This window comes from Pseudomonas sp. QTF5 (genome assembly GCF_000512695.2).
Lineage (GTDB): Bacteria > Pseudomonadota > Gammaproteobacteria > Pseudomonadales > Pseudomonadaceae > Aquipseudomonas.
The window spans coordinates 183,076-206,782 of the sequence record NZ_AZRW02000004.1 but is presented as its reverse complement, the minus strand read 5'-3'; the positions used below and the strand labels follow the sequence as shown (position 1 = coordinate 206,782).

General features: G+C 59.1%; 25 protein-coding genes, 1 tRNA gene and 2 pseudogenes. 13 read left to right on the top strand and 15 right to left on the bottom strand.

From position 1 onward, the window contains the following. Positions 1–3 precede the first annotated feature (3 nt). Positions 4–1,404 carry a PLP-dependent aminotransferase family protein gene (locus IC37_RS05155; RefSeq protein ID WP_030129704.1) on the bottom strand — a complete coding sequence of 467 codons (1,401 nt, stop codon included), beginning with the start codon at positions 1,402–1,404 and terminating at the stop codon, positions 4–6. 397 nt (positions 1,405–1,801) lie between these two features. Between IC37_RS05155 and IC37_RS30355 the strand changes: the two are divergent. The 7 genes and pseudogenes from IC37_RS30355 to IC37_RS05125 all read left to right on the top strand — a co-directional run. Then, a pseudogene (locus IC37_RS30355) lies at positions 1,802–1,945 on the top strand (JAB domain-containing protein); the annotation flags it as partial. 4 nt (positions 1,946–1,949) lie between these two features. Further along, positions 1,950–2,105, top strand: a complete 156-nt coding sequence (locus IC37_RS30845; RefSeq protein WP_371916309.1) for a transcriptional regulator domain-containing protein — start codon at positions 1,950–1,952, stop codon at positions 2,103–2,105. Between the two features lie 65 nt (positions 2,106–2,170). Continuing rightward, on the top strand, positions 2,171–2,887 hold the full coding sequence (locus tag IC37_RS05145; RefSeq protein WP_033864875.1) for a TetR/AcrR family transcriptional regulator: 717 nt from the start codon (positions 2,171–2,173) through the stop codon (positions 2,885–2,887). A gap of 5 nt (positions 2,888–2,892) precedes the next feature. Continuing rightward, positions 2,893–3,339 carry a hypothetical protein gene (locus IC37_RS05140; protein ID WP_030129706.1) on the top strand — a complete coding sequence of 149 codons (447 nt, stop codon included), beginning with the start codon at positions 2,893–2,895 and terminating at the stop codon, positions 3,337–3,339. A gap of 45 nt (positions 3,340–3,384) precedes the next feature. After that, complete coding sequence (locus tag IC37_RS05135) at positions 3,385–4,737, top strand: AarF/ABC1/UbiB kinase family protein (protein WP_030129707.1); 1,353 nt, start codon at positions 3,385–3,387, stop codon at positions 4,735–4,737. Further along, complete coding sequence (locus tag IC37_RS05130; protein ID WP_051414818.1) at positions 4,730–5,134, top strand: DUF6463 family protein; 405 nt, start codon at positions 4,730–4,732, stop codon at positions 5,132–5,134. The genes IC37_RS05135 and IC37_RS05130 overlap by 8 nt, the downstream gene beginning before the upstream one ends. Positions 5,135–5,188: 54 nt before the next feature. After that, the gene (locus IC37_RS05125; protein ID WP_030129709.1) at positions 5,189–5,488 is read left to right on the top strand and encodes an antibiotic biosynthesis monooxygenase; all 300 of its coding nucleotides are present in this window, start codon (positions 5,189–5,191) and stop codon (positions 5,486–5,488) included. A 223-nt stretch (positions 5,489–5,711) separates the two neighbouring features. Here the strand turns inward: IC37_RS05125 and IC37_RS30840 are convergent. The 9 genes and pseudogenes from IC37_RS30840 to IC37_RS05080 form a co-directional block, all read right to left on the bottom strand. Beyond that, a pseudogene (locus IC37_RS30840) lies at positions 5,712–6,146 on the bottom strand (Arm DNA-binding domain-containing protein). 217 nt (positions 6,147–6,363) lie between these two features. Continuing rightward, on the bottom strand, positions 6,364–7,464 hold the full coding sequence (ychF, locus tag IC37_RS05115; RefSeq protein WP_030129711.1) for a redox-regulated ATPase YchF: 1,101 nt from the start codon (positions 7,462–7,464) through the stop codon (positions 6,364–6,366). Positions 7,465–7,486: 22 nt separating this feature from the next. Further along, entirely contained in the window at positions 7,487–8,071 is a 585-nt protein-coding gene (pth, locus tag IC37_RS05110) for an aminoacyl-tRNA hydrolase (RefSeq protein WP_008074178.1), read from the bottom strand. A 169-nt stretch (positions 8,072–8,240) separates the two neighbouring features. Then, positions 8,241–8,840 (bottom strand): 50S ribosomal protein L25/general stress protein Ctc, encoded by a 600-nt coding sequence (locus IC37_RS05105; protein WP_030129712.1) that lies wholly within the window; start codon positions 8,838–8,840, stop codon positions 8,241–8,243. A 142-nt stretch (positions 8,841–8,982) separates the two neighbouring features. Beyond that, positions 8,983–9,924, bottom strand: a complete 942-nt coding sequence (locus IC37_RS05100) for a ribose-phosphate pyrophosphokinase (protein WP_003171603.1) — start codon at positions 9,922–9,924, stop codon at positions 8,983–8,985. Positions 9,925–9,970: 46 nt separating this feature from the next. Beyond that, positions 9,971–10,045: transfer RNA gene (locus IC37_RS05095), tRNA-Gln, on the bottom strand. 37 nt (positions 10,046–10,082) lie between these two features. After that, positions 10,083–10,934, bottom strand: a complete 852-nt coding sequence (gene ispE / locus IC37_RS05090) for a 4-(cytidine 5'-diphospho)-2-C-methyl-D-erythritol kinase (RefSeq protein ID WP_030129713.1) — start codon at positions 10,932–10,934, stop codon at positions 10,083–10,085. A gap of 2 nt (positions 10,935–10,936) precedes the next feature. Further along, the gene (lolB, locus tag IC37_RS05085) at positions 10,937–11,554 is read right to left on the bottom strand and encodes a lipoprotein insertase outer membrane protein LolB (protein WP_030129714.1); all 618 of its coding nucleotides are present in this window, start codon (positions 11,552–11,554) and stop codon (positions 10,937–10,939) included. A 4-nt stretch (positions 11,555–11,558) separates the two neighbouring features. Beyond that, positions 11,559–13,283, bottom strand: coding sequence for a tetratricopeptide repeat protein (locus tag IC37_RS05080; RefSeq protein ID WP_030129715.1), 1,725 nt, complete (start codon positions 13,281–13,283; stop codon positions 11,559–11,561). Between the two features lie 235 nt (positions 13,284–13,518). Between IC37_RS05080 and hemA the strand changes: the two genes are divergently transcribed. The 6 genes from hemA (at position 13,519) to IC37_RS05050 (ending at position 18,890) form a co-directional block, all read left to right on the top strand. After that, positions 13,519–14,808, top strand: coding sequence for a glutamyl-tRNA reductase (gene hemA, locus IC37_RS05075; protein ID WP_008074196.1), 1,290 nt, complete (start codon positions 13,519–13,521; stop codon positions 14,806–14,808). Beyond that, entirely contained in the window at positions 14,805–15,887 is a 1,083-nt protein-coding gene (gene prfA / locus IC37_RS05070) for a peptide chain release factor 1 (RefSeq protein ID WP_030129716.1), read from the top strand. Before hemA ends, prfA begins: the two co-directional genes overlap by 4 nt. After that, a complete protein-coding gene (gene prmC / locus IC37_RS05065; protein ID WP_030129717.1) occupies positions 15,888–16,718 on the top strand; it encodes a peptide chain release factor N(5)-glutamine methyltransferase in 831 nt (276 codons plus the stop codon). Further along, positions 16,712–17,467, top strand: a complete 756-nt coding sequence (locus tag IC37_RS05060) for a molybdopterin-synthase adenylyltransferase MoeB (protein ID WP_030129718.1) — start codon at positions 16,712–16,714, stop codon at positions 17,465–17,467. The genes prmC and IC37_RS05060 overlap by 7 nt, the downstream gene beginning before the upstream one ends. After that, positions 17,460–18,251 carry a glutamate racemase gene (murI, locus tag IC37_RS05055; RefSeq protein WP_030129719.1) on the top strand — a complete coding sequence of 264 codons (792 nt, stop codon included), beginning with the start codon at positions 17,460–17,462 and terminating at the stop codon, positions 18,249–18,251. The genes IC37_RS05060 and murI overlap by 8 nt, the downstream gene beginning before the upstream one ends. Positions 18,252–18,371: 120 nt before the next feature. Next, positions 18,372–18,890, top strand: coding sequence for an acyloxyacyl hydrolase (locus IC37_RS05050; protein WP_030129720.1), 519 nt, complete (start codon positions 18,372–18,374; stop codon positions 18,888–18,890). 131 nt (positions 18,891–19,021) lie between these two features. Here IC37_RS05050 and IC37_RS05045 read toward each other — a convergent pair whose 3' ends face one another. The 5 genes from IC37_RS05045 to IC37_RS05025 form a co-directional block, all read right to left on the bottom strand. Further along, positions 19,022–19,327, bottom strand: coding sequence for a YkgJ family cysteine cluster protein (locus tag IC37_RS05045; RefSeq protein WP_030129721.1), 306 nt, complete (start codon positions 19,325–19,327; stop codon positions 19,022–19,024). Positions 19,328–19,387: 60 nt separating this feature from the next. Further along, positions 19,388–20,164: an SDR family oxidoreductase gene (locus tag IC37_RS05040; protein ID WP_030129722.1), complete on the bottom strand. Its 777-nt coding sequence runs from the start codon at positions 20,162–20,164 to the stop codon at positions 19,388–19,390. A 73-nt stretch (positions 20,165–20,237) separates the two neighbouring features. Then, complete coding sequence (gene phrB, locus IC37_RS05035) at positions 20,238–21,680, bottom strand: deoxyribodipyrimidine photo-lyase (protein ID WP_030129723.1); 1,443 nt, start codon at positions 21,678–21,680, stop codon at positions 20,238–20,240. 34 nt (positions 21,681–21,714) lie between these two features. Further along, positions 21,715–22,656, bottom strand: coding sequence for a MerR family transcriptional regulator (locus tag IC37_RS05030; protein WP_030129724.1), 942 nt, complete (start codon positions 22,654–22,656; stop codon positions 21,715–21,717). Then, positions 22,656–23,618 (bottom strand): DUF523 and DUF1722 domain-containing protein, encoded by a 963-nt coding sequence (locus IC37_RS05025; RefSeq protein ID WP_030129725.1) that lies wholly within the window; start codon positions 23,616–23,618, stop codon positions 22,656–22,658. Before IC37_RS05025 ends, IC37_RS05030 begins: the two co-directional genes overlap by 1 nt. Positions 23,619–23,707: the final 89 nt, after the last annotated feature.

Here is a 23,707-nt window from a genome sequence, read left to right as displayed (position 1 = left end):
TGGCTAGGACTCATCATTGATAGCCTGGGTCAGTTTCTTCAGGGCCAAGGGAATATCCTTGCTCCAGTCGAGGGTGTAGCTCAGGCGCACGTGATGCCGCCAGGCCCCTTGCTGGCTGAAGATTTCCCCGGGGGCGATAACGATGCGCTGGGCCAGCAAGCGCTCGAACACCCGTCGCATATCCACAGGATGTATGGCCTCGAGCCAGAAGGTCGCGCCGCCTTGCGGGGCGACAATTCGTAACTGGCCATCACCCTGTTCCTCCAGCAGGACCTTCATCCGTTTCATACGGTCCAGCAGCATGGCCCGCAGCACTATCAGATGCTGGTCGATGCGCTTGGAACTGAAGAGCTTGGCGATCGCTTTCTGACGGATCGGCGACAGGCGAAATGCCCGTTCCAGGAATAGCCGATGTAACTGAGGCCCATGTTGGCGACACAGTACATAACCGTAGGGCGCTTCCGAGCCGATGATCTTGTCGAAGGTCGAGAACACCAGCACTTTTTCCGGATCGGCAAAATCGCGATAGCGGGCAGGCATGGGGGAAAAATAGAACTCGCCGTAACTATCGTTTTCGAACAGCCAGACATCCCGCTCCGCCAGCCAGCGACAGATCTGTTGTTTATCCTGCGCCGGCATCAAGTTGCCCTGGGGAATATTCACGGTCGATGACAGCACCGCCAGCCGGATGGGCTCACGCCTGAGCAGCTCATTGAGTGCGGGCAGGTTGAAACGTCCATCCTCGCCGAGGGGCACTTCGATCACGCGAATCTTTGCCGCCTGCAACTGGCGCAGGATCGCCCACGAGCACGGCGATTCCACCAGCGCCACAGTGCCACCCAGATTCAGGGCACTGAGGGACAACTCCAGCACACTGCGCAGGTCCGAGCCGATATACACATGCTCGGCCTGCCAGTAGCGGTACGTGGAACTGGTGTAGCGATCGGCCAGAGCGCTGCGCAACTCGGGCTCGCCGAACGGCTGATAGAGTGGCGCATGGGAGCGCGGATATTGCCGAGCCAGTTCGCGCTCCATCATCAACAGTGGGTTTTCCAGCGACAACAGCATAGCCGGCGCGTCGCTGCTAAGGGCCAGCATCCCCGGCTGGCGTGCGTTGGAGAATACGTTGTCCAACAGATTGGGCGAGCCCTCCCTTAATAAAGGGGCCGGCCTCGCCTTGGTGAAATAACCGAATTTGGGTTTGGCATAAATCCGCCCCTCGTCTTCGAGAAGGGAATAGGCGTACTTGGTCGTCGACACCGACACGTTCAGGCGCCGAGCCAGTTGCCGTAAGGACGGTAATTTTTGCTCACGTTCCGAATTGGCGGTCTCGATCAACTCGACCAGATAGCGGTACACCGCCTGATAGGCGAAGGAAGCGTCTTTGGTTGTATCCAGGCTCACGTGCTGAAAATCCTGTGTGCCCACTTCACGACAACGCTGGCGACCTGGCGTGCCATGCCTGACGTATGTCTTTCCAGGTGTTCAAGCCCTGCGATGATCCTGGACCTCATGGCAATGACATCAAGCAAAACCAGACGACGTTTGAGAGGAAATGGCATGCTCTTCAATCCCTGTAATGATTGCCAATACAATCATTCTTGCATAGCTCGGCAGCATACCCCCAGATTCCGAACAGGCTGTTGAGGAGTCCCACCCTATCGATATTCCGGATCACACCGAGTAGGGCTTGGTAACGCGGACCCAAGCGCCTTTCGTCTCCAAAACCTCTACTCCTTCGCGGAACATTAGCTGGCCAGCAACTCCAAGGGCATGGCAACGATGCCAAATCGGCGGATAGGTGGTGAAAGCCGCGCCGGCGCACAACGCTGCTGCAGTGATCTTCGCCCATAACCACCCTTCGGGCCGCACCGAACCGAGCGTGGCGGACCGCGCCTTGAGCCAACGGCGCAAGGACACGCTCAGCTTGGTGGACGTGCCGTCCCCCGCTGGCCTGGAAATACCTGCGCCGCAATCCCGATTATCAGCAGGACTGGCGACGCCACCGACAGCAAAGAAGCGACTTTCACGCGCGTCAGTGGGGCCTGCGCAGTCTTGAGAAACATCGTCTGCAGGGTGTGGTCTGCGATTGGCCTTTCAGATAAAACGATACGAACTATCGATAATCACGTGTATATTCTCGTTTAAATGATAGTGAGTACATAAATCTATGAAACCCAAGCAGCAGCAAAACCAGCGGCTTCTCCTGCAGGCCGCCGTCGAGTTGATGTCGGTGCACGGCTTCGACGGCACCAGCATGAAGCAGATCGCCCGTGCTGCCGGCCTGGGCGATGCCACCATCTACAAGTACTTCTCCACGAAGGAAAAGCTGGTACTGGGCTATTTCGAGCAGGTCCTGGCCGACGCCCTCGCCGAGACCCTGGCCACGGCTGGGTTCGACAGTTTCAGCCTGCAAGAACGCCTGCAGCGTCTCGTCGATGCGCTGTTGGAACTGCTGCTGCCCGATCGCGAGTTCGTGGCCCTCGCCCGAGCCCTGGTGGGCAAGTCGCCGATGTTGCTGATGGGCGATACCCTGCCGGGCAAGCGCGCCATCAAGGAGGCCGTGGCCGGGTTTCTCGAGGCCGCCGAGGCCGACGGCAGCATCGCCGCCTGCGACTTCAAGCCGCTTATTGGCGGCCTTTTCGCCGACTACCTGTTCACGGTGGTGGTCTATTGGCTCAACGACAGCTCGGACGAGTTCTCCGACACCACCCGGCTGGTCGACCTCACCCTGGCGGTGCTGGCGCAGACCCTGGAAAGCGGCCTGCTCAACAAGCTGTCGGAGCTGGGCGGGTTTCTGCTGCGCAGCCAGTTCTCGCGCCTGATGCAGAACGGCTCGTCGCTGATCGAGTTGGTCAAGCTCGCCCGTCCGCTGGTCAAGCGCTGATGGACATGGGAAATCCCCTCAACCCGATGCTGGTGCTGGCCGCCGGCCTCAGTGCAGTGGCCTCGTTGCTGCACCTGATGATCATCCTCGGTGGCGGGCCCTGGTACCGGTTTTTCGGCGCAGGCGAACGTTTTGCCCGTGCGGCCGACGCCGGCCGGGTGTATCCGTCCCTGGTGACGGCCGGCATCGCGGCGGTGCCGGGGCTGTGGGCGGCCTATGCCCTGGCGGCAGGTGGACTCCGTCTGGCGCTGCCCTGGGTGCCCCAGGTGATGTGCGCGCTGACGGCCGTCTACCTGGTGCGCGGCCTGGCCATAGTTCCGCTGATACTGTTCACCCGGGCCGCTGTCACGCCGTTCCTGCTGTGGAGCTCGGGGGTGTGCATGCTGGTCGGGCTGGTGCATCTGGTCGGGTTGTACCAGGCCTGGCCGCGGATGATGGGGGCTTCTGTATGAGCTGCCGTCGCACCCTCACTGACATGCCGCACCGAAGGAAGTCCCATGGCCACTGATCCCAAACTCCGCACCGGGCGTATGGCCCGGGGCGCCATCACCGGCCTGGCCGTCGCCCAGGCCGGCGTGGCCCACCTGGGTCACCTGGTGCGCCGAAAACCGGCACCGGGTGAAGTCGATGCGCGCCAAGCCGAACATGAAGCCGAACTGGGCCGCATCCTCTTTGGTGCCCTCAACCAGCTCAAGGGCACGGCGCTCAAGGCCTCGCAACTGCTGAGCATGGAAGCCAGCCTGCTGCCGGAGGGGGTGCGCCGCGAGTTGGCGCGCGGCTTCCACCAGGCCACGCCACTCAACCGAGCCCTGGTGCATAAAGTCTTCCGCCAGGAGTTCTCGCGGGACGCCGACGACCTGTTCCAGCGCTTCGACCCGCAGGCCTTCGCCGCGGCCAGTCTCGGCCAGGTCCACCATGCCGAGCTGCACGGTGGCGAACGGGTGGTGGTCAAGGTGCAATACCCCGGCATCGCGGCCTCCATCGGCAGCGACATGGGCCTGATCCGCCACCTGCTGCAGGGCCTGCGGCTGACGTCCGACCTGCTGCCCGGCCACGACATCGTCGACCGGATCATGACCGACATCGAACACAGGCTGGCCGAGGAAGTCGACTACACCCATGAGGCCGGGCAGTTGCAATGGTTCGGCGAGCATGCGCGGCTGGCGGATGTGGTGGTGCCGCAGCCGGTGCTCAGCCACACCACCCGGCGCGTGCTGACCATGCAGGCGGTGGGCGGCCTGCACCTCGATGCCTGGCTGGCCACCCAACCCGGCCAGGCGGCGCGCAACCGTGCGGGCCAGTGCCTATTCGACTGGTTTATGCACAGCGTGTTCGGATGGCACCGGTTGAATGCCGATCCTCATCCCGGCAATTTCCTGTTTATGCCGGATGGCCAGTTAGGGGTGATCGATTTCGGCTGCACCAAGCCGTTGTCGTCGGCCTTTACCGACAGGATCGCCCGGGTCTGGTGTATAGGCCTGAGTGAGGTGGCGGGTGGCGACAGCACACCGCTGCGCCAGGCCTATGTCGATCTCGGCCTGATCTCGCCCAGCCTGTCGGATGCCGATTTCGAACAGCAGCTGATGCCGGCCCTCGCCGCGATACGGACCTGGCAGATCGAGCCGTTCCGGCAGGCCCGCTTCGACTTCGCGAACCGCTCTGCCTTTCCGGTCTTGACGGCCGCACATCGCCAGGTCCTCACACAGTCCCTGATCGCCGTGCCACCGGAGCTGCCGTATTTCGACCGGGCATTCCTGGGCATCAGCCAGCTGTTGAAAGCCCTGGGCGCCGAGGTGGTCACCCTAACCCCCTGGATCCATTCATCCTTCAAGGAGTCACGTCATGTCTGAACGCTCTCACACCCCCAGGGCCTGGATCGGCCATTGTTTGATGGGGGTTGCCGTCCTGCACACCCTCGCCGCCGGATTCATGTTTGCCGACCCACTGCTCGACATCCTCCACCTTGGGATTTTCGACAGCATCAACCGCGATCCGCGCAAGGGAGTGGCAGTGTGGTTCGTGATGTTCGGTGCGCTGCTTGCCCTGCTGGCGCTGACCGTGACGTCGCTCGAACGGCGCGATGACACGGCCACGCTGCATGCGGTGGGTGTCGGCCTGCTGCTGCTCGCGGCCCTGGGCATCGTGCTGATGCCCATGTCCGGCGTCTGGCTGGCCATCCCGCCGGGCATCGCCTTGCTGACGAGGCGTCGCGTCGAGGCGGCCGGCGTGTCGCCGAGGGGTGCATGAGCAAGTTTTTTTGTATCTCAGTCATTCATTTTTCAACTTCACAGGAAATCCAACATGTTCGCCAGAGTCATGAGTATTCAGATCCAATCCGGGAAGCTTGAGGAAGCCACCGCCGTCTACCGCGACTACGTGCTCCCGGTAGCCAGGCAGCAGAAGGGTTTCGTCAGCGCCTTGCTGTTGACCGATGCGAGGACCGGAAAAGCCGTTTCGACCACCGTCTGGGAGACGGAGGCCAACCAGAATGCCGATGCGGCCAACGGCTATATCCAACGCGAGCTGGCCAGGATCGGCACCCTGATAGTCGCCCCGCCGACCCAGGAGGCGTTCGAAGTCAGCGTGCACACCTACAGCTGAAACCGACAATGCGAGGGGCTCCGGGGGTGGGCAGCCACCGGAGACCGTTAGATGCGTCAGGCAGATATGTCGAGGGCGGCAGCCTTTGGTTATCTCGGCCCGCAAGTAAACCTCTGGCCTGATCGCCCCCCTTGGATAGAGCACATTGCCCACCTCCAGCAAGACCAGTTCAGTCACGCGGATGCCGGTGGTGTGGGTGAAGTACAGAAGCATCACGTCACGCTCAGGCATGCGACCGGTGACGGAAGCGACGCGAATTCAGGTGCTTGAACTCTTTGCAGCGGAAGGAGCCCGGTGTGTAGCTCGACTTAACATGGTCAAGGTAAGCAGCTGAAACCTTTGCAAAGGAGCTTTCCATGGCCCTTTTACGCTCGGCAGCAGCGTCAATATTGCGCTTTTTGCCGTCTTTTCTGTGTTGGGCTGGGTTGATTCCAAGCTTCGTCAGTTTGCGAGCTGCGTCACGTTCTGAGCGCGCCTCGGCAAGACCAATCTCTGGGTAAGAGTCGATAGCAAAAACATTTTCCTTGCCATCGAGTCAAAATTTCCATCGCCATAGCTTGCTACCGCTTGGCTGCACCAAAAGAAAAAGCCCGCCGCCATCCCCAAGCTTGTAAGGGGCGGCAGCGGGCTTTGCAGTGCGTACTTTAGCGTCTGTGATTAGGTCTTTAGGTCTTTAGGCCTTTAGGCCTTTAGGCCTTTAGGCATCCGTGAGAGATGAAGAAAATACCCCCATCCAGAAATCGTGATACCCCTGATGCTACCCCGCTTTTCTCTAGAACACTATCACCCTTGCTGAACCGCACTGAGCTCTAGATATTTGGCAGCCCCCTGTAAAAACAAGGGCTTCAGGCCAGTTTCAGGTTCAGTAGAAGCCTTTACACGTTGAAACGGAAGTGCATCACGTCGCCGTCTTTAACGATGTAGTCCTTGCCTTCCAGACGCCACTTACCGGCTTCCTTGGTGCCGGCTTCGCCCTTGTACTGAATGAAGTCGTCGTAGGCGATGACTTCGGCGCGGATGAAGCCTTTTTCGAAGTCGGTGTGGATCACGCCGGCGGCTTGTGGTGCGGTAGCACCCACGCGGACGGTCCAGGCGCGGACTTCTTCGACGCCGGCGGTGAAGTAGGTCTGCAGGTGCAGCATTTCGTAGCCAGCGCGGATTACGCGGTTCAGGCCAGGCTCTTCAAGACCCAGGGCTTCGAGGAACATGTCTTTTTCTTCGCCATCATCCAGCTCGGCGATTTCGGCTTCGATCTTGTTGCAGACCGGAACCACCATGGCGCCTTCTTCTTCGGCGATGGCTTTGACGATGTCCAGCAGCGGGTTGTTCTCGAAACCGTCTTCAGCGACGTTGGCGATGTACATGACCGGCTTGGTGGTCAGCAAATGGAAACCACGAATCACCGCTTTGTCGTCGGCGCCCATGTTCTTCATCAGCGTGCGCGCTGGCTTGCCGAGGGTGAAGTGAGCGATCAGTTGTTCCAGCAGGCCTTTCTGGACCACCGCGTCCTTGTCACCACCCTTGGCGTTGCGGGCAACTTTCTGCAGTTGCTTCTCGCAGCTGTCGAGGTCGGCGAAGATCAGCTCCAGGTCGATGATTTCGATGTCACGTTTCGGGTCGACGCTGTTGGAGACGTGAATCACGTTCTCGTCTTCGAAGCAGCGGACCACGTGGGCGATGGCATCGGTTTCGCGGATGTTGGCGAGAAATTTGTTACCCAGGCCTTCACCTTTCGAGGCGCCGGCAACCAGGCCAGCGATGTCGACGAATTCCATGGTAGTCGGCAGGATGCGCTTGGGATTGACGATGGCCGCCAGGGCTTCCAGGCGCGGATCCGGCATCGGCACGATACCGGTGTTCGGCTCGATGGTGCAGAAGGGGAAGTTCTCGGCCGCGATCCCGGATTTGGTCAGGGCGTTGAACAGGGTGGACTTGCCGACGTTAGGCAGGCCGACGATGCCGCAATTGAATCCCATGGTGTTTCCCCTCGGGTAAGAGTCAGGCCTTCTGGCTGTGCAGGTTTTTCATCGCGCGGTTCCATTCACCGGCGAGGATATCCGGCAGCACGCCGAGGGCAAAGTCGATGCTGGCATCGAGTTTTTCCTGTTCGGCGCGTGGCGCACGACCCAGGACGAAATTTGAAACCATACTGGCAACGCCCGGGTGGCCAATGCCAAGCCGCAAGCGGTGAAAGGTATTCTGATTACCCAGTTGCGCAATGATGTCGCGCAACCCGTTGTGACCGCCATGGCCGCCGCCCTGTTTGAGCTTGGCAACGCCCGGAGGCAGGTCGAGTTCGTCATGTGCCACCAGGATTTCTTCAGGCTTGATGCGGAAGAAACCGGCAAGTGCCGCGACGGCTTGGCCGCTGCGGTTCATGTAGGTGGTGGGAATCAGCAGACGAACATCCTGACCCTGATGCGAATAGCGCCCGGTCAGGCCGAAATATTTGCGATCGGCCACAAGGTTTACACCTTGTGCTTGCGCGATGCGCTCAACAAAAAGGGCCCCTGCGTTATGCCGGGTCTGTTCGTATTCAGCGCCTGGATTTCCCAGGCCAACGATCAGTTTGATGGCAGTCACGATAGGGGCCCTTCCTTGGAGTGGTGGATAACATCGCCGCAATCAGGGAGTGCGGCGAAAGTGGACGACAAGTGCTCATTTACCATTATGTAAACTCCGCGTTCTCGCCCGCTTTCTCGCTACGCTCTAGTCCGCGATGTTTCCGGTCACTCCGGCGAACAGAGTGAAATTACTCTGCTGCGCCTTCAGTAGCTTCTGGAGCAACACGTGGAGCGTGAACGTTGGCAACAGCCAGGTCGTTACCGTGAGCCAGAGCAACAAACTCAACGCCTTTAGGGGCTTTGAGGTCGGACAGGTGAATGATCGAGCCGACTTCGGCGTTAGCCAGGTCAACTTCGATGAATTCAGGCAGGTCTTTTGGCAGGCAGGTCACTTCGATTTCAGAAACAACGTGCGAGATTTCGCCGCCTTTCTTCACTGGAGCAGCTTCGTTGATGAAGTGCACAGGAACGATAGCGGTCAGCTTTTGGCCGGCAACTACACGTACGAAGTCAGCGTGCATCACGTGGCCTTTGGCCGGGTGACGCTGCAGAGCTTTGATGATTACGTTTTGCTTGGTGCCGCCAACGTTCAGCTCGATGATGTGGCTGTAAGCCGCTTCGTTTTCGAGCAGTTTGGCAACTTCTTTAGCCAGCATGCTGATGGATTCAGGGGCTTTTTCGCCACCGTAAACTACAGCTGGAACCAGGCTTGCGAGACGACGCAGGCGGCGGCTCGCACCTTTCCCCAGGTCGGAACGCACTTCAGCATTCAGAGTAAAATCGTTCATGTTGTATCTCCAAAATAACCACATTCGCCCCAGCGTTTGCGACCAGCGCTAAAGGCGATATGGGCAAAAAAGCCCCGCCCCGACAGGAATGCCGGGGCGGGGCGCTTTTCGTCAACGAGATGTAATGAAAAGGGCAGGGCCCTTAACGGAACATCGCGCTGATCGATTCTTCATTGCTGATGCGGCGGACCGCCTCGGCAACTACCGGTGCGATATCCAGTTGGCGGATACGCGCGCAGGCTTGTGCTGCAGCGGACAGCGGGATGGTGTTCGTCACCACCAGCTCGTCCAGCACGGAATTTTCAATGTTTTCGATCGCCCGACCCGACAGCACAGGGTGCGTGCAGTAGGCGAAAACCTTGGCAGCGCCATGCTCTTTCAAGGCCTTGGCCGCGTGGCACAGAGTGCCGGCGGTATCGACCATGTCATCGACCAGAATACAGGTACGCCCTTCGACATCACCGATGATATGCATCACTTCAGAGTGATTGGCTTTTTCACGGCGTTTGTCGATGATCCCGAGATCCACGCCCAGGGATTTGGCAACAGCCCGTGCACGCACGACGCCACCAATGTCCGGGGACACGATCATCAGGTTTTCGAAGCGCTGATCTTCAATGTCATCCACCAGTACCGGGGAGCCGTAGATGTTATCTACCGGAATATCGAAGAAGCCCTGAATCTGGTCAGCATGCAGATCAACCGTGAGAACACGGTCGATGCCGACTACGGTAAGCATGTCAGCAACGACTTTCGCGCTGATAGCCACACGTGCGGAACGCGGACGGCGATCCTGACGGGCATAACCAAAGTAAGGAATAACAGCAGTGATACGAGTAGCCGAGGAGCGGCGGAAGGCATCAGCCATCACTACCAGTTCCATCAGGTTATCGTTGGTCGGAGCGCAAGTCGGCTGAATAATGAAGACGTCTTTACCGCGAACGTTTTCATTGATCTCGGCAGTAATTTCGCCGTCGGAAAACTTACCGACAGAGATGTCACCGAGAGGGATATGCAGCTGACGTACAACACGCCGAGCCAGATCGGGGTTAGCGTTCCCCGTAAAGACCATCATCTTGGACACGCGCAGTACCTGAAGGCTGAGGGTAACCTGGATGAGTATAGGAAAATGGCAGGGGCGGCTGGATTCGAACCAACGCATGGCAGGATCAAAACCTGCTGCCTTACCGCTTGGCGACGCCCCTGTATCTGTTGCAACGAGTACCCAGTACTCGATTCCTTTTAGAGCAGGCCTTGCAGCTTGCGATGCAACATCGAAATGTTGCTTCCTTTTGCTACAAACCCTGTAAGGGTCTCTGTCAGAAGGGCCGAGACTTTATCAGCTTCAGCTTTGCTTGGGAAGCCCCCAAACACACAACTTCCAGTTCCGGTGAGTTTTGCTTCGGTAAATTTACCTAACAAATTCAATGCGTTACGTACATCTGGATAACGCCTTGCTACCACCGGCAAGCAGTCATTTCGACTGTTTCCCTTGGGAACGGGGCGCACTTTAATGGGAGGAGTGTTACGTGTCAACAGTGGATCTGAAAAAATTTCTGCTGTACTTACAGATACTTGCGGCACCAGCACGAGATACCACGGTTCTTCGGGCTCTACAGGGGTGAGTTTCTCCCCCACGCCCTCGGCGAAAGCCGCGTGGCCACGCACGAAAACCGGGACGTCGGCGCCAAGCGTAAGGCCCACCGCAGCCAGCCGATCCTCATCCCAACCCAGTTGCCAGAGATGATTGAGGCCCAGCAATGTGGTCGCCGCATTCGAACTTCCGCCACCGATTCCACCGCCCATGGGCAGGATTTTTTCGATCCAGATGTCGACACCCAGCGAACAACCGGATTGTTCCTGAAGTTTTTTTGCCGCTTTGACGATCAGGTTGCTGTCGTGAGGGACGTCGGCGAATTCGGTGTGCAACCGAATCACGCCATCGTCGCGAACCGCGAAGGTGATTTCATCGCCGTAATCGAGGAACTGAAAAATCGTCTGCAACTCGTGGTAACCGTCTTCACGGCGACCGAGGATGTGCAGCATCAAGTTGAGCTTGGCGGGCGAGGGCAATGTCAGGCGTGGCGCGGTCATGTTCACTGCCCCAGTTTGCGTGGTAGCCATTCCTTGATCACCAACGTGACATCAAGGTCGGTGCCGTGCAGTTTGATCCGCTCGGGCAGCCAGTAGCCGTTTTGCTCGGCATAACTGAGGTACTCAACCTGCCAGCCATCCTGTTCGAGATTGGCCAGGCGGCTGTCGACGTCGAGGGTCAGGCGACTTTTGCTGCCCGGGGCCGGGAGCCCGCGAACCCACCACGCCAGATGGGACACCGGCAATTTCCAGCCCAGTTGTTCTTCAACCAGGGCTTCCGGGGTCGGCGCGTCATAGCGACCCTGATTGGCCACTTCCAGCGAGACTTTGCCCGGGCGACCGGTCAAGCGGGCCGCGCCACGACCCAGCGGGCCGGAGAGGCGGATGTCGTAGTAATCCTGGCGTTGCAGCCAGAACAACGTGCCGCTGCCCGAATCCTTTGGCGCGCGGATGCCGATTTTGCCGTTGATCTGCCAGCCGTCGAGGCCGGTCAGTTGCTGTTTGTGCTCGCGCCATTGGGCCTTGTTGCCTTGACCCTGGACCGATTCGCGGGCAACGAAGCCCGCGCAACCGGCGAGCAGGGCGATAAAGCTGAAAATAATCAGGTGGCGCAAAAACATAATCTTAAAGAGTCTCTGATCCGGTCAGGCGCTTGATGGTGCTGCGCAGGGTAGGGCTGTCGGGCTGTTCCTTGAGGAACTTGCTCCAGATTTGCTTGGCTTCGCGTTGTTTGCCATTGGCCCACAGGACTTCGCCCAGGTGCGCGGCCACTTCCTGATCGGGAAAGCGCTCCAGCGCCTGGCGCAAATACCGCTCGGCTTCATCAAGGTTACCCAGGCGGAAATTGACCCATCCGAGGCTGTCGAGGACTGCCGGGTCTTCCGGGTTGATCTGGTGCGCCTGTTCGATCAAGGCCTTGGCTTCGGCGTAGCGTGTGGTGCGGTCGGACAGGGTGTAGCCGAGGGCGTTCAACGCCATCGCATTGTTCGGGTCGCGCTTGATGATCAGTCGCAGATCTTTTTCCATCTGCGCCAGGTCATTGCGTTTTTCTGCCAGCATGGCCCGGGTATACAGCAGATTCAGATCGTCCGGGAATTGCTGCAAGGCTTGCTGCAAGACTTTCCAGGCCGTGTCGCCCTGTTTGTTCGCAGACAAGGTTTCGGCTTCGATCAGATACAACTGGATCGCGTAATCGGGTTGCTCACCGCGCTCCGCCGCCAGACGGCTTTGGGCTTCGGCGGTCTTGCCATTGCTCATCAGAATATCGGCCTGACGCAATTGCGCCGGCAGGTAATCGTTGCCAGCCCCGACTTGGGCGTATTCGATCAGTGCGCCCTGCGGATCGTTACGCTCTTCAGCAATGCGCCCCAGGTTCAGGTGTGCCGAGTCGACATGGCTTTCCCGAGCGATCAAATCTTCCAGGTAGCCTTTGGCCTCGTCCCACGCCTTGGCTTCCAGGCAGACCAGGGCCAGGGAATAACGCAGTTCGTCGTCTTCGGGGTATTGCTGCACCAGGCTCGAAAATTCGACCTTGGCATCGTCCATACGGTCCTGCTCAACCAGCATGCGCGCGTAGGTCAGGCGCAGGCGTTTGTCGTCCGGGTATTTCTTGATGCTTTTTTGCAGCAGCGGCAAGGCCTCATCGCCACGGTTGAGCCCTTGCAGCAGGCGCGCGCGCAGGAGGATCGGCGCTATTTCGCCCTCGTCCGGCGGATTGTCTTCGAGCAGGGTCAGGGCGCCCTTGGCATCGCCGTCCTGTTGCAGCAGCAAGGCCTTGCCGAAAATCAGCTGGTTGTTGTGCGGATGGCGCTGCAGCAAGCGGTCAAAACCTTTCATCAGACCGTTGCGCGTGTCCTGGTCGGTATCGGCTGCGGACAGGGCGAGAAAATCGAAATGTGTGTCGCCTTTGCCTTGCAGGACTTTCTCCATATAGACCATGGAGTCGTCGTAACGCCCGGCGCGGGCGAGTTGCACCGCCGCCGCCCGTTGCGCCTCGAGATCGTCCGGGGCGTTTTTCGCCCAGACCAGTGCGGTGTCGAGGGCAGCCTGATCGGCACCCAGATACTCGGCAATGCGAAATGCCCGCTCGGAGACGCCCGGATCCTGGGTATTGATGGCCTGGGTCACGTAGTTGTCCAGGGCAATGTCGTAGCGATTGCGCTGGCCAGCCAATTCGGCGCTCAACAGACTGAAGACGGCTTCTTCACTGAACGAGCTGTAAACCTTGGGCTTTTCAGGGGCCGGAGTGCTGTCTTCGACCGGCGGCGTACCGTCCGACGAAACGGGCGCCAAGGCCTGGCAGCCGCTGAGGAAGACAAAAGCGAGGAGCAACGCGGAAGATCTATTCATATAGGAAGAGGACGACTAACCTGCGGTCGGATCATCATGACACAAGCCTTGGGCCAAACATAACCGCCCGGCCAATTTACCCGCGCGGGCAATCCCCATAGGCGCGGCGCCCTTGTAAACGCGAACGGATCGCAGCCTTCGGCAGCTCTTACAGGAGCGATAGATATCGAGTGGTTGTTCTGGCTCTGTCGAAGTAGGACAATTGTCGGCTTCACGTCACCATCAGCGACCTTGAATGGCCTTCCTTGCACTCGGTATTAACCACAAGACTGCTTCAGTAGACGTCCGCGAGCGCGTGGCCTTTACCCCTGAGCAGCTGGTTGAGGCCTTGCAGCAGCTCTGCCGACTCACCGACAGCCGCGAAGCTGCGATCCTCTCCACCTGCAATCGCAGTGAACTGTATATAGAACAGGATCACCTTTCGGCTGACATCGTGTTGCGCTGGCTGGCCGATTATCATCATTTGAGCCTCGACGAGCTGCGCGCGAGCGCTTATGTGCATGAAGATGATGCGGCAGTTCGTCACATGATGCGCGTGGCCTCGGGGCTCGATTCGCTGGTGTTGGGTGAACCGCAGATTCTCGGTCAGATGAAATCGGCCTACGCTGTCGCTCGCGAGGCTGGCACCATCGGTCCGCTGCTCGGACGGCTGTTCCAGGCCACGTTCAATGCGGCCAAACAGGTGCGAACCGATACCGCCATCGGCGAAAACCCGGTATCCGTGGCGTTTGCCGCGGTCAGCCTGGCGAAACAGATTTTCAGTGATTTGCAACGCAGCCAGGCTTTGCTGATCGGCGCCGGCGAGACCATTACCCTGGTCGCCCGCCATCTGCATGAGCTGGGGGTGAAGCGAATCGTCGTCGCCAACCGCACCCTGGAGCGCGCAAGCATCCTGGCCGAGCAGTTCGGCGCCCACGCAGTGCTGCTCTCGGACATCCCGGCAGAACTGGTGCGCAGTGACATCGTCATCAGTTCCACCGCCAGCCAGTTGCCGATTCTCGGTAAAGGGGCGGTGGAAAGTGCATTGAAATTGCGCAAGCACAAGCCGATTTTCATGGTGGATATCGCCGTTCCTCGGGATATCGAGCCGGAAGTCGGCGAATTGGACGACGTTTATCTGTATAGCGTCGACGATCTCCATGAAGTGGTCGCCGAAAACCTCAAGAGCCGACAGGGCGCTGCCCAAGCCGCCGAAGAGATGGTGTCGGTCGGTGCCGAAGATTTCATGGTTCGCCTGCGCGAACTGGCGGCGGTGGATGTGCTCAAGGCCTATCGTCAACAAAGCGAGCGCCTGCGCGACGAAGAATTGCAGAAAGCCCAGCGCATGCTCGCCAATGGCAGCAGCGCTGAAGACGTGCTGGTGCAATTGGCCCGTGGCCTGACCAACAAACTCTTGCACGCCCCGAGCGTGCAATTGAAAAAGCTCTCTGCCGAAGGCCGCCTCGATGCGCTGGCCATGGCCCAGGAACTCTTTGCCCTCGGTGAGGGCTCATCGGATAGCTTTTCGGATAAGAAACCGCAATGAAAGCGTCACTGCTCAATAAGCTGGACATCCTCCAGGACCGTTTCGAGGAATTGACCGCCCTGCTTGGCGACGGCGAGGTCATTTCCGATCAAAACAAGTTCCGCACCTATTCCAAGGAATATGCGGAAGTCGAGCCGATCGTTGGCACCTATAAACAGCTGCTTAAAGTGCAGGGCGACCTCGAAGGGGCTCAGGCGCTGCTCAAGGACAGCGACCCGGACATGCGCGAAATGGCCGTGGAAGAAGTCCGCGAAGCCAAAGAGCAACTGATCGAAATCGAAGCCAGCCTGCAACGCATGCTGCTGCCCAAGGATCCGAACGACGGGCGCAACGTATTCCTCGAAATCCGTGCCGGCACTGGTGGTGACGAAGCGGCAATCTTCTCCGGCGATCTGTTTCGCATGTATTCGCGTTACGCTGAGCGACGTGGTTGGCGGGTAGAGATTCTTTCGGAGAACGAAGGCGAACATGGCGGCTATAAAGAAGTCATCGCCCGGGTCGAAGGCGAGAACGTTTACGGTAAATTGAAGTTCGAATCCGGCGCGCACCGCGTACAACGGGTTCCGGCCACTGAATCCCAGGGCCGCATCCACACCTCGGCCTGTACCGTGGCGGTGTTGCCCGAACCGGACGAGCAGGAAGCCATTGAGATCAACCCGGCAGATCTGCGAGTCGACACCTATCGTTCCTCCGGTGCCGGTGGTCAGCACGTCAACAAGACCGATTCGGCCATCCGTATTACGCACTTGCCGTCCGGTATTGTCGTCGAGTGCCAGGAAGAACGTTCCCAGCACAAGAACCGTGCCCGAGCGATGTCCTGGCTGTCGGCCAAACTCAACGACCAACAGACCAGCGCGGCGGCCAATGCCATCGCCAGCGAGCGTAAATTGCTGGTGGGTTCGGGGGATCGCTCCGAGCGGATCCGTACCTATAATTTTGCCCAGGGCCGGGTCACCGACCATCGGGTCAACCTGACGCTGTACTCCCTCGACGAAATTCTCGCGGGCGGTGTGGATGCGGTGATCGAACCGCTGCTGGCCGAGTACCAGGCCGACCAATTGGCAGCGATAGGTGAATAAATGACGATCATTGCCAGTTTGTTGCGCGCCGCTGATTTGCCCGACTCGCCCACCGCGCGTCTGGATGCCGAATTGCTGCTGGCGGCTGCCTTGGGCAAGTCCCGCAGTTTTTTGCACACCTGGCCTGAGCGTATCGTCCCGAGCGAAGCAGCATTGAAGTTTGCCGAGTACCTGCAACGCCGCCGTAGCGGTGAGCCAGTGGCCTACATTCTGGGGCAGCAAGGCTTCTGGAAACTCGATCTGGAAGTCGCGCCCCATACGTTGATTCCGCGTCCCGACACCGAATTGCTGGTAGAAACCGCGCTGGAACTGTTGCCGGCCAAACCGGCCAAGGTGCTCGATCTGGGCACCGGCAGCGGCGCCATCGCCCTGGCCCTGGCCAGCGAACGTCCGGCCTGGAACGTCACCGCCGTGGATCGCGTGCTGGAAGCCGTGGCCCTGGCCGAGCGCAATCGCCAGCGGCTGAACCTGAACAACGCCACGGTGCTGAGTAGCCATTGGTTCAGCGCGTTGGAAGGCCAGCGTTTTCAGCTGATCATCAGCAATCCGCCCTACATTGCTTCGACCGATCCGCATCTGGCGGAGGGCGACGTGCGCTTCGAACCGGCCAGTGCCCTGGTGGCCGGCATCGATGGGCTCGACGATTTGCGTCTGATCGTCGCCCAGGCACCGGATCATCTTGAGGCGGGTGGCTGGTTGATGCTCGAACATGGTTACGATCAAGCTGAGGCCGTGCGCGATTTGCTACTGGCCCGCGGCTTTGAAGAGGTCCACAGCCGCGCCGATCTGGGCGGTCACCAACGCATCAGTCTGGGGCGCTTGCCGTGCTGAACGATCAGGAGTTGCTGCGCTACAGCCGACAGATTCTGTTGCAACACGTCGACATCGACGGCCAGTTGCGGCTCAAGGAAAGCCGCGTGCTGATTGTCGGCCTCGGCGGCCTCGGCTCACCGGTGGCGCTGTACCTGGCTGCAGCCGGTATTGGTGAGTTGCATCTGGCGGACTTCGACACGGTTGACCTGACCAATCTGCAACGCCAGATCGTTCACGACAGCGACAGCGTCGGCCTGAGCAAAGTCGATTCGGCGATCCGTCGCCTGACCGCGATCAATCCCCAGATTCAGCTGATCGCCCATCGCACCGCCCTGGACGAAGATTCTTTGGCGGCGGCAGTGGCGGCGGTGGATCTGGTGCTGGACTGTTCCGATAATTTTTGCACCCGCGAAGCGGTCAACGCCGCGTGTGTGGCTGCGCGCAAACCGCTGGTCAGTGGTGCGGCGATTCGGCTGGAAGGGCAATTGTCGGTCTTCGACTCCCGTCGTCCGGAAAGCCCGTGCTACCACTGTTTATACGGGCACGGCAGCGAAGCCGAGCTGACCTGCAGCGAAGCCGGCGTACTCGGTCCGCTGGTGGGCCTGGTCGGTAGCCTGCAAGCCCTCGAAGCGCTGAAATTGCTGGTGGGGTTCGGTGAACCGCTGGTGGGGCGTCTGTTATTGATCGATGCCTTGGGCACGCGCTTCCGTGAATTGCGGGTCAAGCGTGATCCGGGTTGCAGTGTCTGCGGGTCGAGCCATGCGTGAAGCGCCGATTGGAGTGTTCGATTCCGGTGTCGGTGGGCTGTCGGTGCTGGCCGAGATCCAGCGTCTGTTGCCCAACGAGTCTCTTTTGTACCTCGGCGATTGCGGGAATATTCCCTACGGTGAGAAATCACCGGCATTCATCAGTCAGCGTTGCAGTGTCATGGCGCAGTTCTTTCAGCAGCAGGGCGCCAAGGCGCTGGTGCTCGCTTGCAACACCGCGACCGTCGCGGGTGTTGCGGACTTGCGGCGCGATTTCCCCGAGTGGCCCATCGTCGGCATGGAGCCCGCGGTCAAGCCGGCTGCAGCGGCGACGCGCAGCGGTGTAGTTGGCGTGCTCGCCACCACCGGCACATTACAGAGTGCCAAGTTCGCCGCCTTGCTCGACCGTTTCGCCGCCGATGTGCGAGTCATTACCCAGCCATGCCCCGGGCTGGTAGAGCTGATTGAGAATGGCGATTTGCACAGCGAGGCATTGCGTCAGTTGCTGCAAGGGTATGTTGATCCGCTGCTGGCTGCTGGTGCAGACACGATCATTCTTGGCTGCACGCATTATCCCTTTCTAAAGCCACTGCTTAAGCAGATGCTCCCCCAGAGCATCAGCCTGATCGATACCGGTGCCGCTGTGGCACGGCAGCTTCAACGATTGTTGGCCGAGCGTGAGTTGCTGGCCGAGGGACCCGCTCGCGCTGCCCGGTTCTGGACGAGTGCGGATCCGGAGCATTTCAGAAATATCTTGCCGGTTTTATGGCATTCGACGGGGGTTGTGCAAAGCTTCGACTTGTAGATAAAAAATGTGATGGAACGAATAATTGAGCTGAACTTCTGATCAAGCGTCAACTTCCTTAGCTTTGTCTGTTGGACAGCATAAAAACCATACGAAATTGTTCGGAAAAGGATGTTTCTAATGAGGCGACTATTCTGCTTGGCCGCGATTGCGACCGCATTGATGGGGCACAGTTTTACCGCGCAGGCAGCAGGGGTGGAATTCGGGGTAGGCCAGACCAGCGATTCGACCATGACCTACCGATTGGGGATGCAATTCGATTGGGACAAAAGCTGGCTGCAGAGTGACATCGGTCGCTTGACCGGCTACTGGAGCGGCGCTTACACCTATTGGGATGGCGATGAAACGTCGAGCAATCACAGTTTGTCGTTCTCGCCGGTGCTGGTGTACGAGTTTGCCGGTCAGACCATCAAACCCTACGTTGAAGCGGGTATCGGCATCGCGGTGTTTGCCAACACCGAAGTCGAAGACAACAAACTGGGCAGTGCCTTTCAGTTCGAAGACCGTTTCGGGTTTGGCCTGCGCTTTACCGGCGGACATGAAGTCGGGATTCGCGCCACGCACTATTCCAATGCCGGGATCAGCAGCCCGAACGATGGCGTAGAGAGTTACTCGCTGCATTACACAATGCCGTTGTAAGCAGTGCTGCACCTTTAATGTGGGAGCGGGCTTGCTCGCGAATGCGATTTAACATTCAACACTGATGTTGACTGACAATCCGCTTTCGCGAGCAAGCCCGCTCCCACATTGAATCTTCGGTGGCCTGAGGTTCACCGATACGCCGTCGCAATCCCCTGGCGTTCGGTAATGCATTCCGACGCGCCCATTTCGAACTCCCGGCAGATCAGCGGACGTTTATCGTAAATGGTGCACATCATGCTGTTGCGATCCAGCGCGGCGCACCAGCCGTCATCCAGTCGCAGCATGACTTCCCCGCCCCAATCGTCGGTATCGATAAAACGCTCGGGCACGCCGGTGTCGGTGATCAGCATGACTTCAAGCTGGCAGCAGCAGGCCGCGCAGGTTGAGCAGGTGACCGCCGGTTCGGCGATCTGCGTGTGGGGAATGGTTTTCATGGCGCGCAGTGTAAGGCAGTGTGCCCGCGCTGTGTGAAAGGCCTGACGGACGCTCAGGCTTCACGGCAGATCCTCGATCGGTGGATTGTTTCGTTCCATGCGCTTGCCGATTTCCAGTCCCGTCTGGCCGGGCTTTTGCGGCAGAGGCCAAAGGACAGGCATGAGCAGTTCCGGTAAGGGGAGCTCCAGTGGACGATGCTTGAGCATGTCGAAGAGGTATCGCGCAGCTTTGTCCGCCGACCAGTGGAGGTGCTTGGGAGCGTCGTTGCTCAAGGGGATATCGATAAGTCCTGGGCTGACTATGGTCATTTCGATGTTTTCAGGCGCCACTTCGATGCGCAAGGACTCGAATAGATGACGCAACCCGGGCTTTGAATCATCGTAGGATTCGGCTCGTGGCAGGGGCAGCCAGGTCACTAAGCTGGCCATGCCCACCAGATGCGGCGCAGTGCCCGCCCGCAGCAGGGGTCGGGCAGCTTCGATGCAATAGCTGCTGGCAAGCAGATTGGTCCGCACGATGTGCTCGATGATTGACGCGTCGGACTGATTGGCATCGACGTATTCGCAGGTGCCTGCATTGAGGATCATGGTGTCCAGAGACCCCCATTCCTTGGCAATCTGCTCGCCGATTTCGCGCACTCTTTGACCGTTGGTCAAATCCCCCGCGACCACCAGTACCTGTCCGGGATAACGCTGAGACAGGGCTTTCAATGGCGCCAGCGAGCGGGAGCTGGCAGCCAGGTGGGCACCGGTTTTCAGGATTTCTTCGGCCAGCGCGGCACCAATACCGTTGCTCGTACCGGTCAGCCAGTATCGCCTTGGAGGTTTAAGATTCATCGCCATTCCCTTTTTAACCAGATGATTTCCCGGCTCAATACCGTGTTCATAACGCAACGTTGCGGCATCAGGATCATTCCGGTAGCGGTAAACCATGTCGCGACGGCAGGTTCTTGAACGCCGCCAAGGCCCGTTCGCGGGAACTGTTCAGATTGACGATAGGCGATGGATAATCCGTCACACCGAATAATCCGTCGAGTCTCGCGGGATTGTGCAGGTCTTTTTTGCTCATTTCATTGATCTGCGGCAACCAATGCTTGATGAAAATCCCTTCGGCGTCGAATTTTTCCGACTGGCTCAGGGGGTTGAAAATCCGGAAGTAGGGCGCCGAATCGGGGCCGGTGGACGAACTCCACTGCCAGCCACCATTGTTCGCCGCCAGATCGCCGTCAATCAGATGCCGCATGAAGAAACGCTCGCCTTCACGCCAGTCGATCAGCAGGTTTTTGGTCAGGAACATTGCCACGACCATGCGCAAGCGGTTGTGCATCCAGCCGGTTTCCAGCAATTGGCGCATGGCGGCATCAATGATCGGCAGGCCGGTACGGCCTTGTTGCCAGGCCTGGAGGTCTTCCGGGGCATCACGCCAGGCCAGGGCTTCGGTTTCCGGGCGGAAGGCGCGGTGTCGGGAGACCCGTGGGTAGCCCACCAGAATGTGTTTGTAGAATTCGCGCCACAGCAACTCGTTGATCCAGGTAACGGCGCCGACCTTGCCGCTTTCGAACTCCCCCTGATTGCTTCGCAACGCGGCGTGCAGACACTGGCGAGGGGAGATGACCCCGGCGGTAAGATAGGCCGAGAGCTGGCTGGTGCCGGGTTTTGCCGGGAAATCGCGCTCGCTGTGGTAATAGTCGATCTGTGTGTCGGTAAAGGTCTCAAGGCGGCGTTGGGCTTCGGCTTCGCCGGCCGGCCAGAGAGCACGCAAACTGTCGCTGGGCGTGTCGAAACCCTCGACGCGAGAGGGCGGTTCGTCGCTGGCGATACCCAACGGCGCCTGAATGGCGGGGGCAGTAACCAATCTCGGCAATGATGCGTGCAAGCGTTCGTAGCAGACCTTGCGAAACTGGCTGAAGACCTGGAAATAGGTGCCGGCTCTGGTCAGTACGGTGCCCGGTTTGAACAGCAATTGATCGAGGTAGCTGTAAAAGTCGATGCCTTGGGCTTTCAGGGCTTGGGCCACCGCGGCATCACGACGGGTTTCATGAATGCCGTATTCCTCGTTGACGTGCACTGCGTCGATCTTCAATTGCTGGCACAGCTCGAGCAGGACCTTCGGTGCCTCATCCCAGCGAGACGCTTTGCGAATCAGCAGCGGGATGTTCAGGGCGTCCAGCGCATGGCGTAATTCGCTCAGGTTGCGCAGCCAGAAATCCACTTTGCACGGCGCGTCATCATGCGCCAGCCATTGCTGTGGACTCAGCAAATACACCGCCACACTCGGGCCGTGGGCTGCGGCGGCCGAGAGGGCGGTGTTGTCATGTAGACGCAAGTCGCTGCGCAGCCAGATCAATTGCATGGTGGTATCCGCACGATCCATTAAAAAAACGTCATTAAATGAGCCCACGCTGAATCAGGCCCAGATGGGCCGACAACGGGTCTTCGGCCAGGGACAAGTCAGCAATGGTGGCGGTTCTTGCGGATAACTCGGCGTGGTGAATGCACACCGTCGGTCCGGCAATCATTTTTGGGCAGCTGACGCCATTCAAAAGTTTCGTCAGCTGCGAAAGATTCATGGCTTTGCTGGAATACAGCAGTACGCCGCGGGCTTGCAGGTGATCGACCGCCAGGGCAAGTTCGCCAGCGGGGAGCGGCCAGTCGAAGACTTCCACCGGGCAATCGACGCTGCTGATCAGCCAGGCGGTGAGCCACAAATGAGGTTCCAGCGGCAGGTCTGAGTGATTGATCAGCAACAGCGGCGCGGTGCGTAACTGACGGTTGTTATGGTAGATCCTCGCGCCGAATTTGCTGCGTAACCAGGAATAAACAAACACCCGCTCCATCTGCGCGCCGAACTGGCCTTGCCAGCGTTGTTCCAGTTCCGCCAGCAACGGCATCAACAATTTTTCACACAAGGTGCGTGGCGGATACAGCGCCATCGCCTGATTCACCGTGTCATCGAGGGTGCGTTCGGCCAGCTGAGTGACCGCTTGCAGCAGCGTCTGGCGCAGCACCAGCCAATCGTTCCCGACGGGGTCGGTAAGCCCCGAAGGCGTGTCGAGCAGTTGTTTGACCTGACTGACAGCCACGCCGCGATTGAGCCAGGTGAGGATCGTCAGGATCCGTTGAATGTGTTCGGCACAGAACAGCCGATGCCCCTTGGGCGTGCGCTGAGGCACGATCAGCCCATAGCGGCGTTCCCAGGCGCGCAAGGTGACGGCATTGACCCCGGTCTGCCGGGCCACTTCACGAATGGGCAGCCAACCAGCATCCAGGGCCTTCTTGAAGTCTGTGCCGAGGTCTTCGCTGGCGCTGGTGTCCGGTGGATTTTTCATTAAATCGCGTTTCGCAGGCTGAGGTTTTCCGGGTGCGGTTGCAGATAAACCTGCTGCGCAATGTATGGATCCGGGTGTTGGCGAAAGTAGTGTTTGAGCAGCGTCAGTGGCACCACCAGCGGCACGATGCCCTGGCGATACTGGCCGATGATCTGCTGCACTTCCTGTTTGTCTTCAGGGCTGATGACTTGTTTGAGATAGCCGCTGAGGTGCTGCAGCACGTTGGTGTGGGTGCGGCGTGTGGCGCATTTTTTCAGGGCTGTCATCAGCTCGCTGAAATAGCGCGGTCCAAGCACTTCTGGATCAGTCTGGCCCATGTTGCCCAGCAAGTTGCCCAGGGTTTTGTATTGCACCGGGTTGTGGGCCATCAGCAGGTATTTGTAGCGCGAGTGAAAGTCAGTGAGGCCGTGACGGGTCAGGCCTGTTTGCAGCAACTGGTGCCAGGCGCTGTAGGCGAACACGCGGGTGAGAAAGTTTTCCCGTAGCACCGGGTCGTTGAGGCGGCCGTCTTCTTCCACCGGTAGATCAGGATGCAATGCACAGAAGGCTTGGGCGTAGATACCACGGCTACCACCGTCCACTGGCGCGCCGTTGGCGCGGTAGACCTTTACCCGTTCCAGCCCGCACGAAGGGGATTTCTGCATGAAGATATAGCCGCAGATGTCACCCAACTCCATCGCCATTTTTTGACCATACTCGGCCAGCGGCCGGGTGACGATGACCTCAGGGTGGACGGTGCCAACAGCCTCCGGATGTTCGGGGTTGCCGACCAGGCGGATCGGTTCGCGAGGGATCCCCAAGCCAATGGCGACTTCCGGGCACACCGGGACGAAATCGAAATAATCAGAGAGGATGCGGCTGCACAGCGGTGATGCCTTGTGCCCGCCGTTGTAGCGCACCTCGGCGCCCATCAGGCAGGCGCTGATGGCGATTTTCGGTTGGGTCGTTGACTGTGTGGGCATAGGCGCGCCTCGAATCCAGATCTGTACAGATTATTAGGTCTGTACAACATGACTTCATCATAGATTCAAAGGTGTACAAGTCAATTTTT

What these genes read in the sequence shown, in the direction of transcription:
- IC37_RS05145 (WP_033864875.1), top strand. Translation starts at nt 2,171, where the DNA reads ATGAAACCCAAGCAGCAGCAAAACCAGCGGCTTCTCCTGCAGGCCGCC.
- IC37_RS05140 (WP_030129706.1), top strand. Translation starts at nt 2,893, where the DNA reads ATGGGAAATCCCCTCAACCCGATGCTGGTGCTGGCCGCCGGCCTCAGT.
- IC37_RS05135 (WP_030129707.1), top strand. Translation starts at nt 3,385, where the DNA reads ATGGCCACTGATCCCAAACTCCGCACCGGGCGTATGGCCCGGGGCGCC.
- IC37_RS05130 (WP_051414818.1), top strand. Translation starts at nt 4,730, where the DNA reads ATGTCTGAACGCTCTCACACCCCCAGGGCCTGGATCGGCCATTGTTTG.
- IC37_RS05125 (WP_030129709.1), top strand. Translation starts at nt 5,189, where the DNA reads ATGTTCGCCAGAGTCATGAGTATTCAGATCCAATCCGGGAAGCTTGAG.
- ychF (WP_030129711.1), bottom strand. Translation starts at nt 7,464, where the DNA reads ATGGGATTCAATTGCGGCATCGTCGGCCTGCCTAACGTCGGCAAGTCC.
- IC37_RS05105 (WP_030129712.1), bottom strand. Translation starts at nt 8,840, where the DNA reads ATGAACGATTTTACTCTGAATGCTGAAGTGCGTTCCGACCTGGGGAAA.
- ispE (WP_030129713.1), bottom strand. Translation starts at nt 10,934, where the DNA reads ATGACCGCGCCACGCCTGACATTGCCCTCGCCCGCCAAGCTCAACTTG.
- lolB (WP_030129714.1), bottom strand. Translation starts at nt 11,554, where the DNA reads ATGTTTTTGCGCCACCTGATTATTTTCAGCTTTATCGCCCTGCTCGCC.
- IC37_RS05080 (WP_030129715.1), bottom strand. Translation starts at nt 13,283, where the DNA reads ATGAATAGATCTTCCGCGTTGCTCCTCGCTTTTGTCTTCCTCAGCGGC.
- hemA (WP_008074196.1), top strand. Translation starts at nt 13,519, where the DNA reads ATGGCCTTCCTTGCACTCGGTATTAACCACAAGACTGCTTCAGTAGAC.
- prfA (WP_030129716.1), top strand. Translation starts at nt 14,805, where the DNA reads ATGAAAGCGTCACTGCTCAATAAGCTGGACATCCTCCAGGACCGTTTC.
- prmC (WP_030129717.1), top strand. Translation starts at nt 15,888, where the DNA reads ATGACGATCATTGCCAGTTTGTTGCGCGCCGCTGATTTGCCCGACTCG.
- murI (WP_030129719.1), top strand. Translation starts at nt 17,460, where the DNA reads ATGCGTGAAGCGCCGATTGGAGTGTTCGATTCCGGTGTCGGTGGGCTG.
- IC37_RS05050 (WP_030129720.1), top strand. Translation starts at nt 18,372, where the DNA reads ATGAGGCGACTATTCTGCTTGGCCGCGATTGCGACCGCATTGATGGGG.
- IC37_RS05045 (WP_030129721.1), bottom strand. Translation starts at nt 19,327, where the DNA reads ATGAAAACCATTCCCCACACGCAGATCGCCGAACCGGCGGTCACCTGC.
- IC37_RS05040 (WP_030129722.1), bottom strand. Translation starts at nt 20,164, where the DNA reads ATGAATCTTAAACCTCCAAGGCGATACTGGCTGACCGGTACGAGCAAC.
- phrB (WP_030129723.1), bottom strand. Translation starts at nt 21,680, where the DNA reads ATGCAATTGATCTGGCTGCGCAGCGACTTGCGTCTACATGACAACACC.
- IC37_RS05030 (WP_030129724.1), bottom strand. Translation starts at nt 22,656, where the DNA reads ATGAAAAATCCACCGGACACCAGCGCCAGCGAAGACCTCGGCACAGAC.
- IC37_RS05025 (WP_030129725.1), bottom strand. Translation starts at nt 23,618, where the DNA reads ATGCCCACACAGTCAACGACCCAACCGAAAATCGCCATCAGCGCCTGC.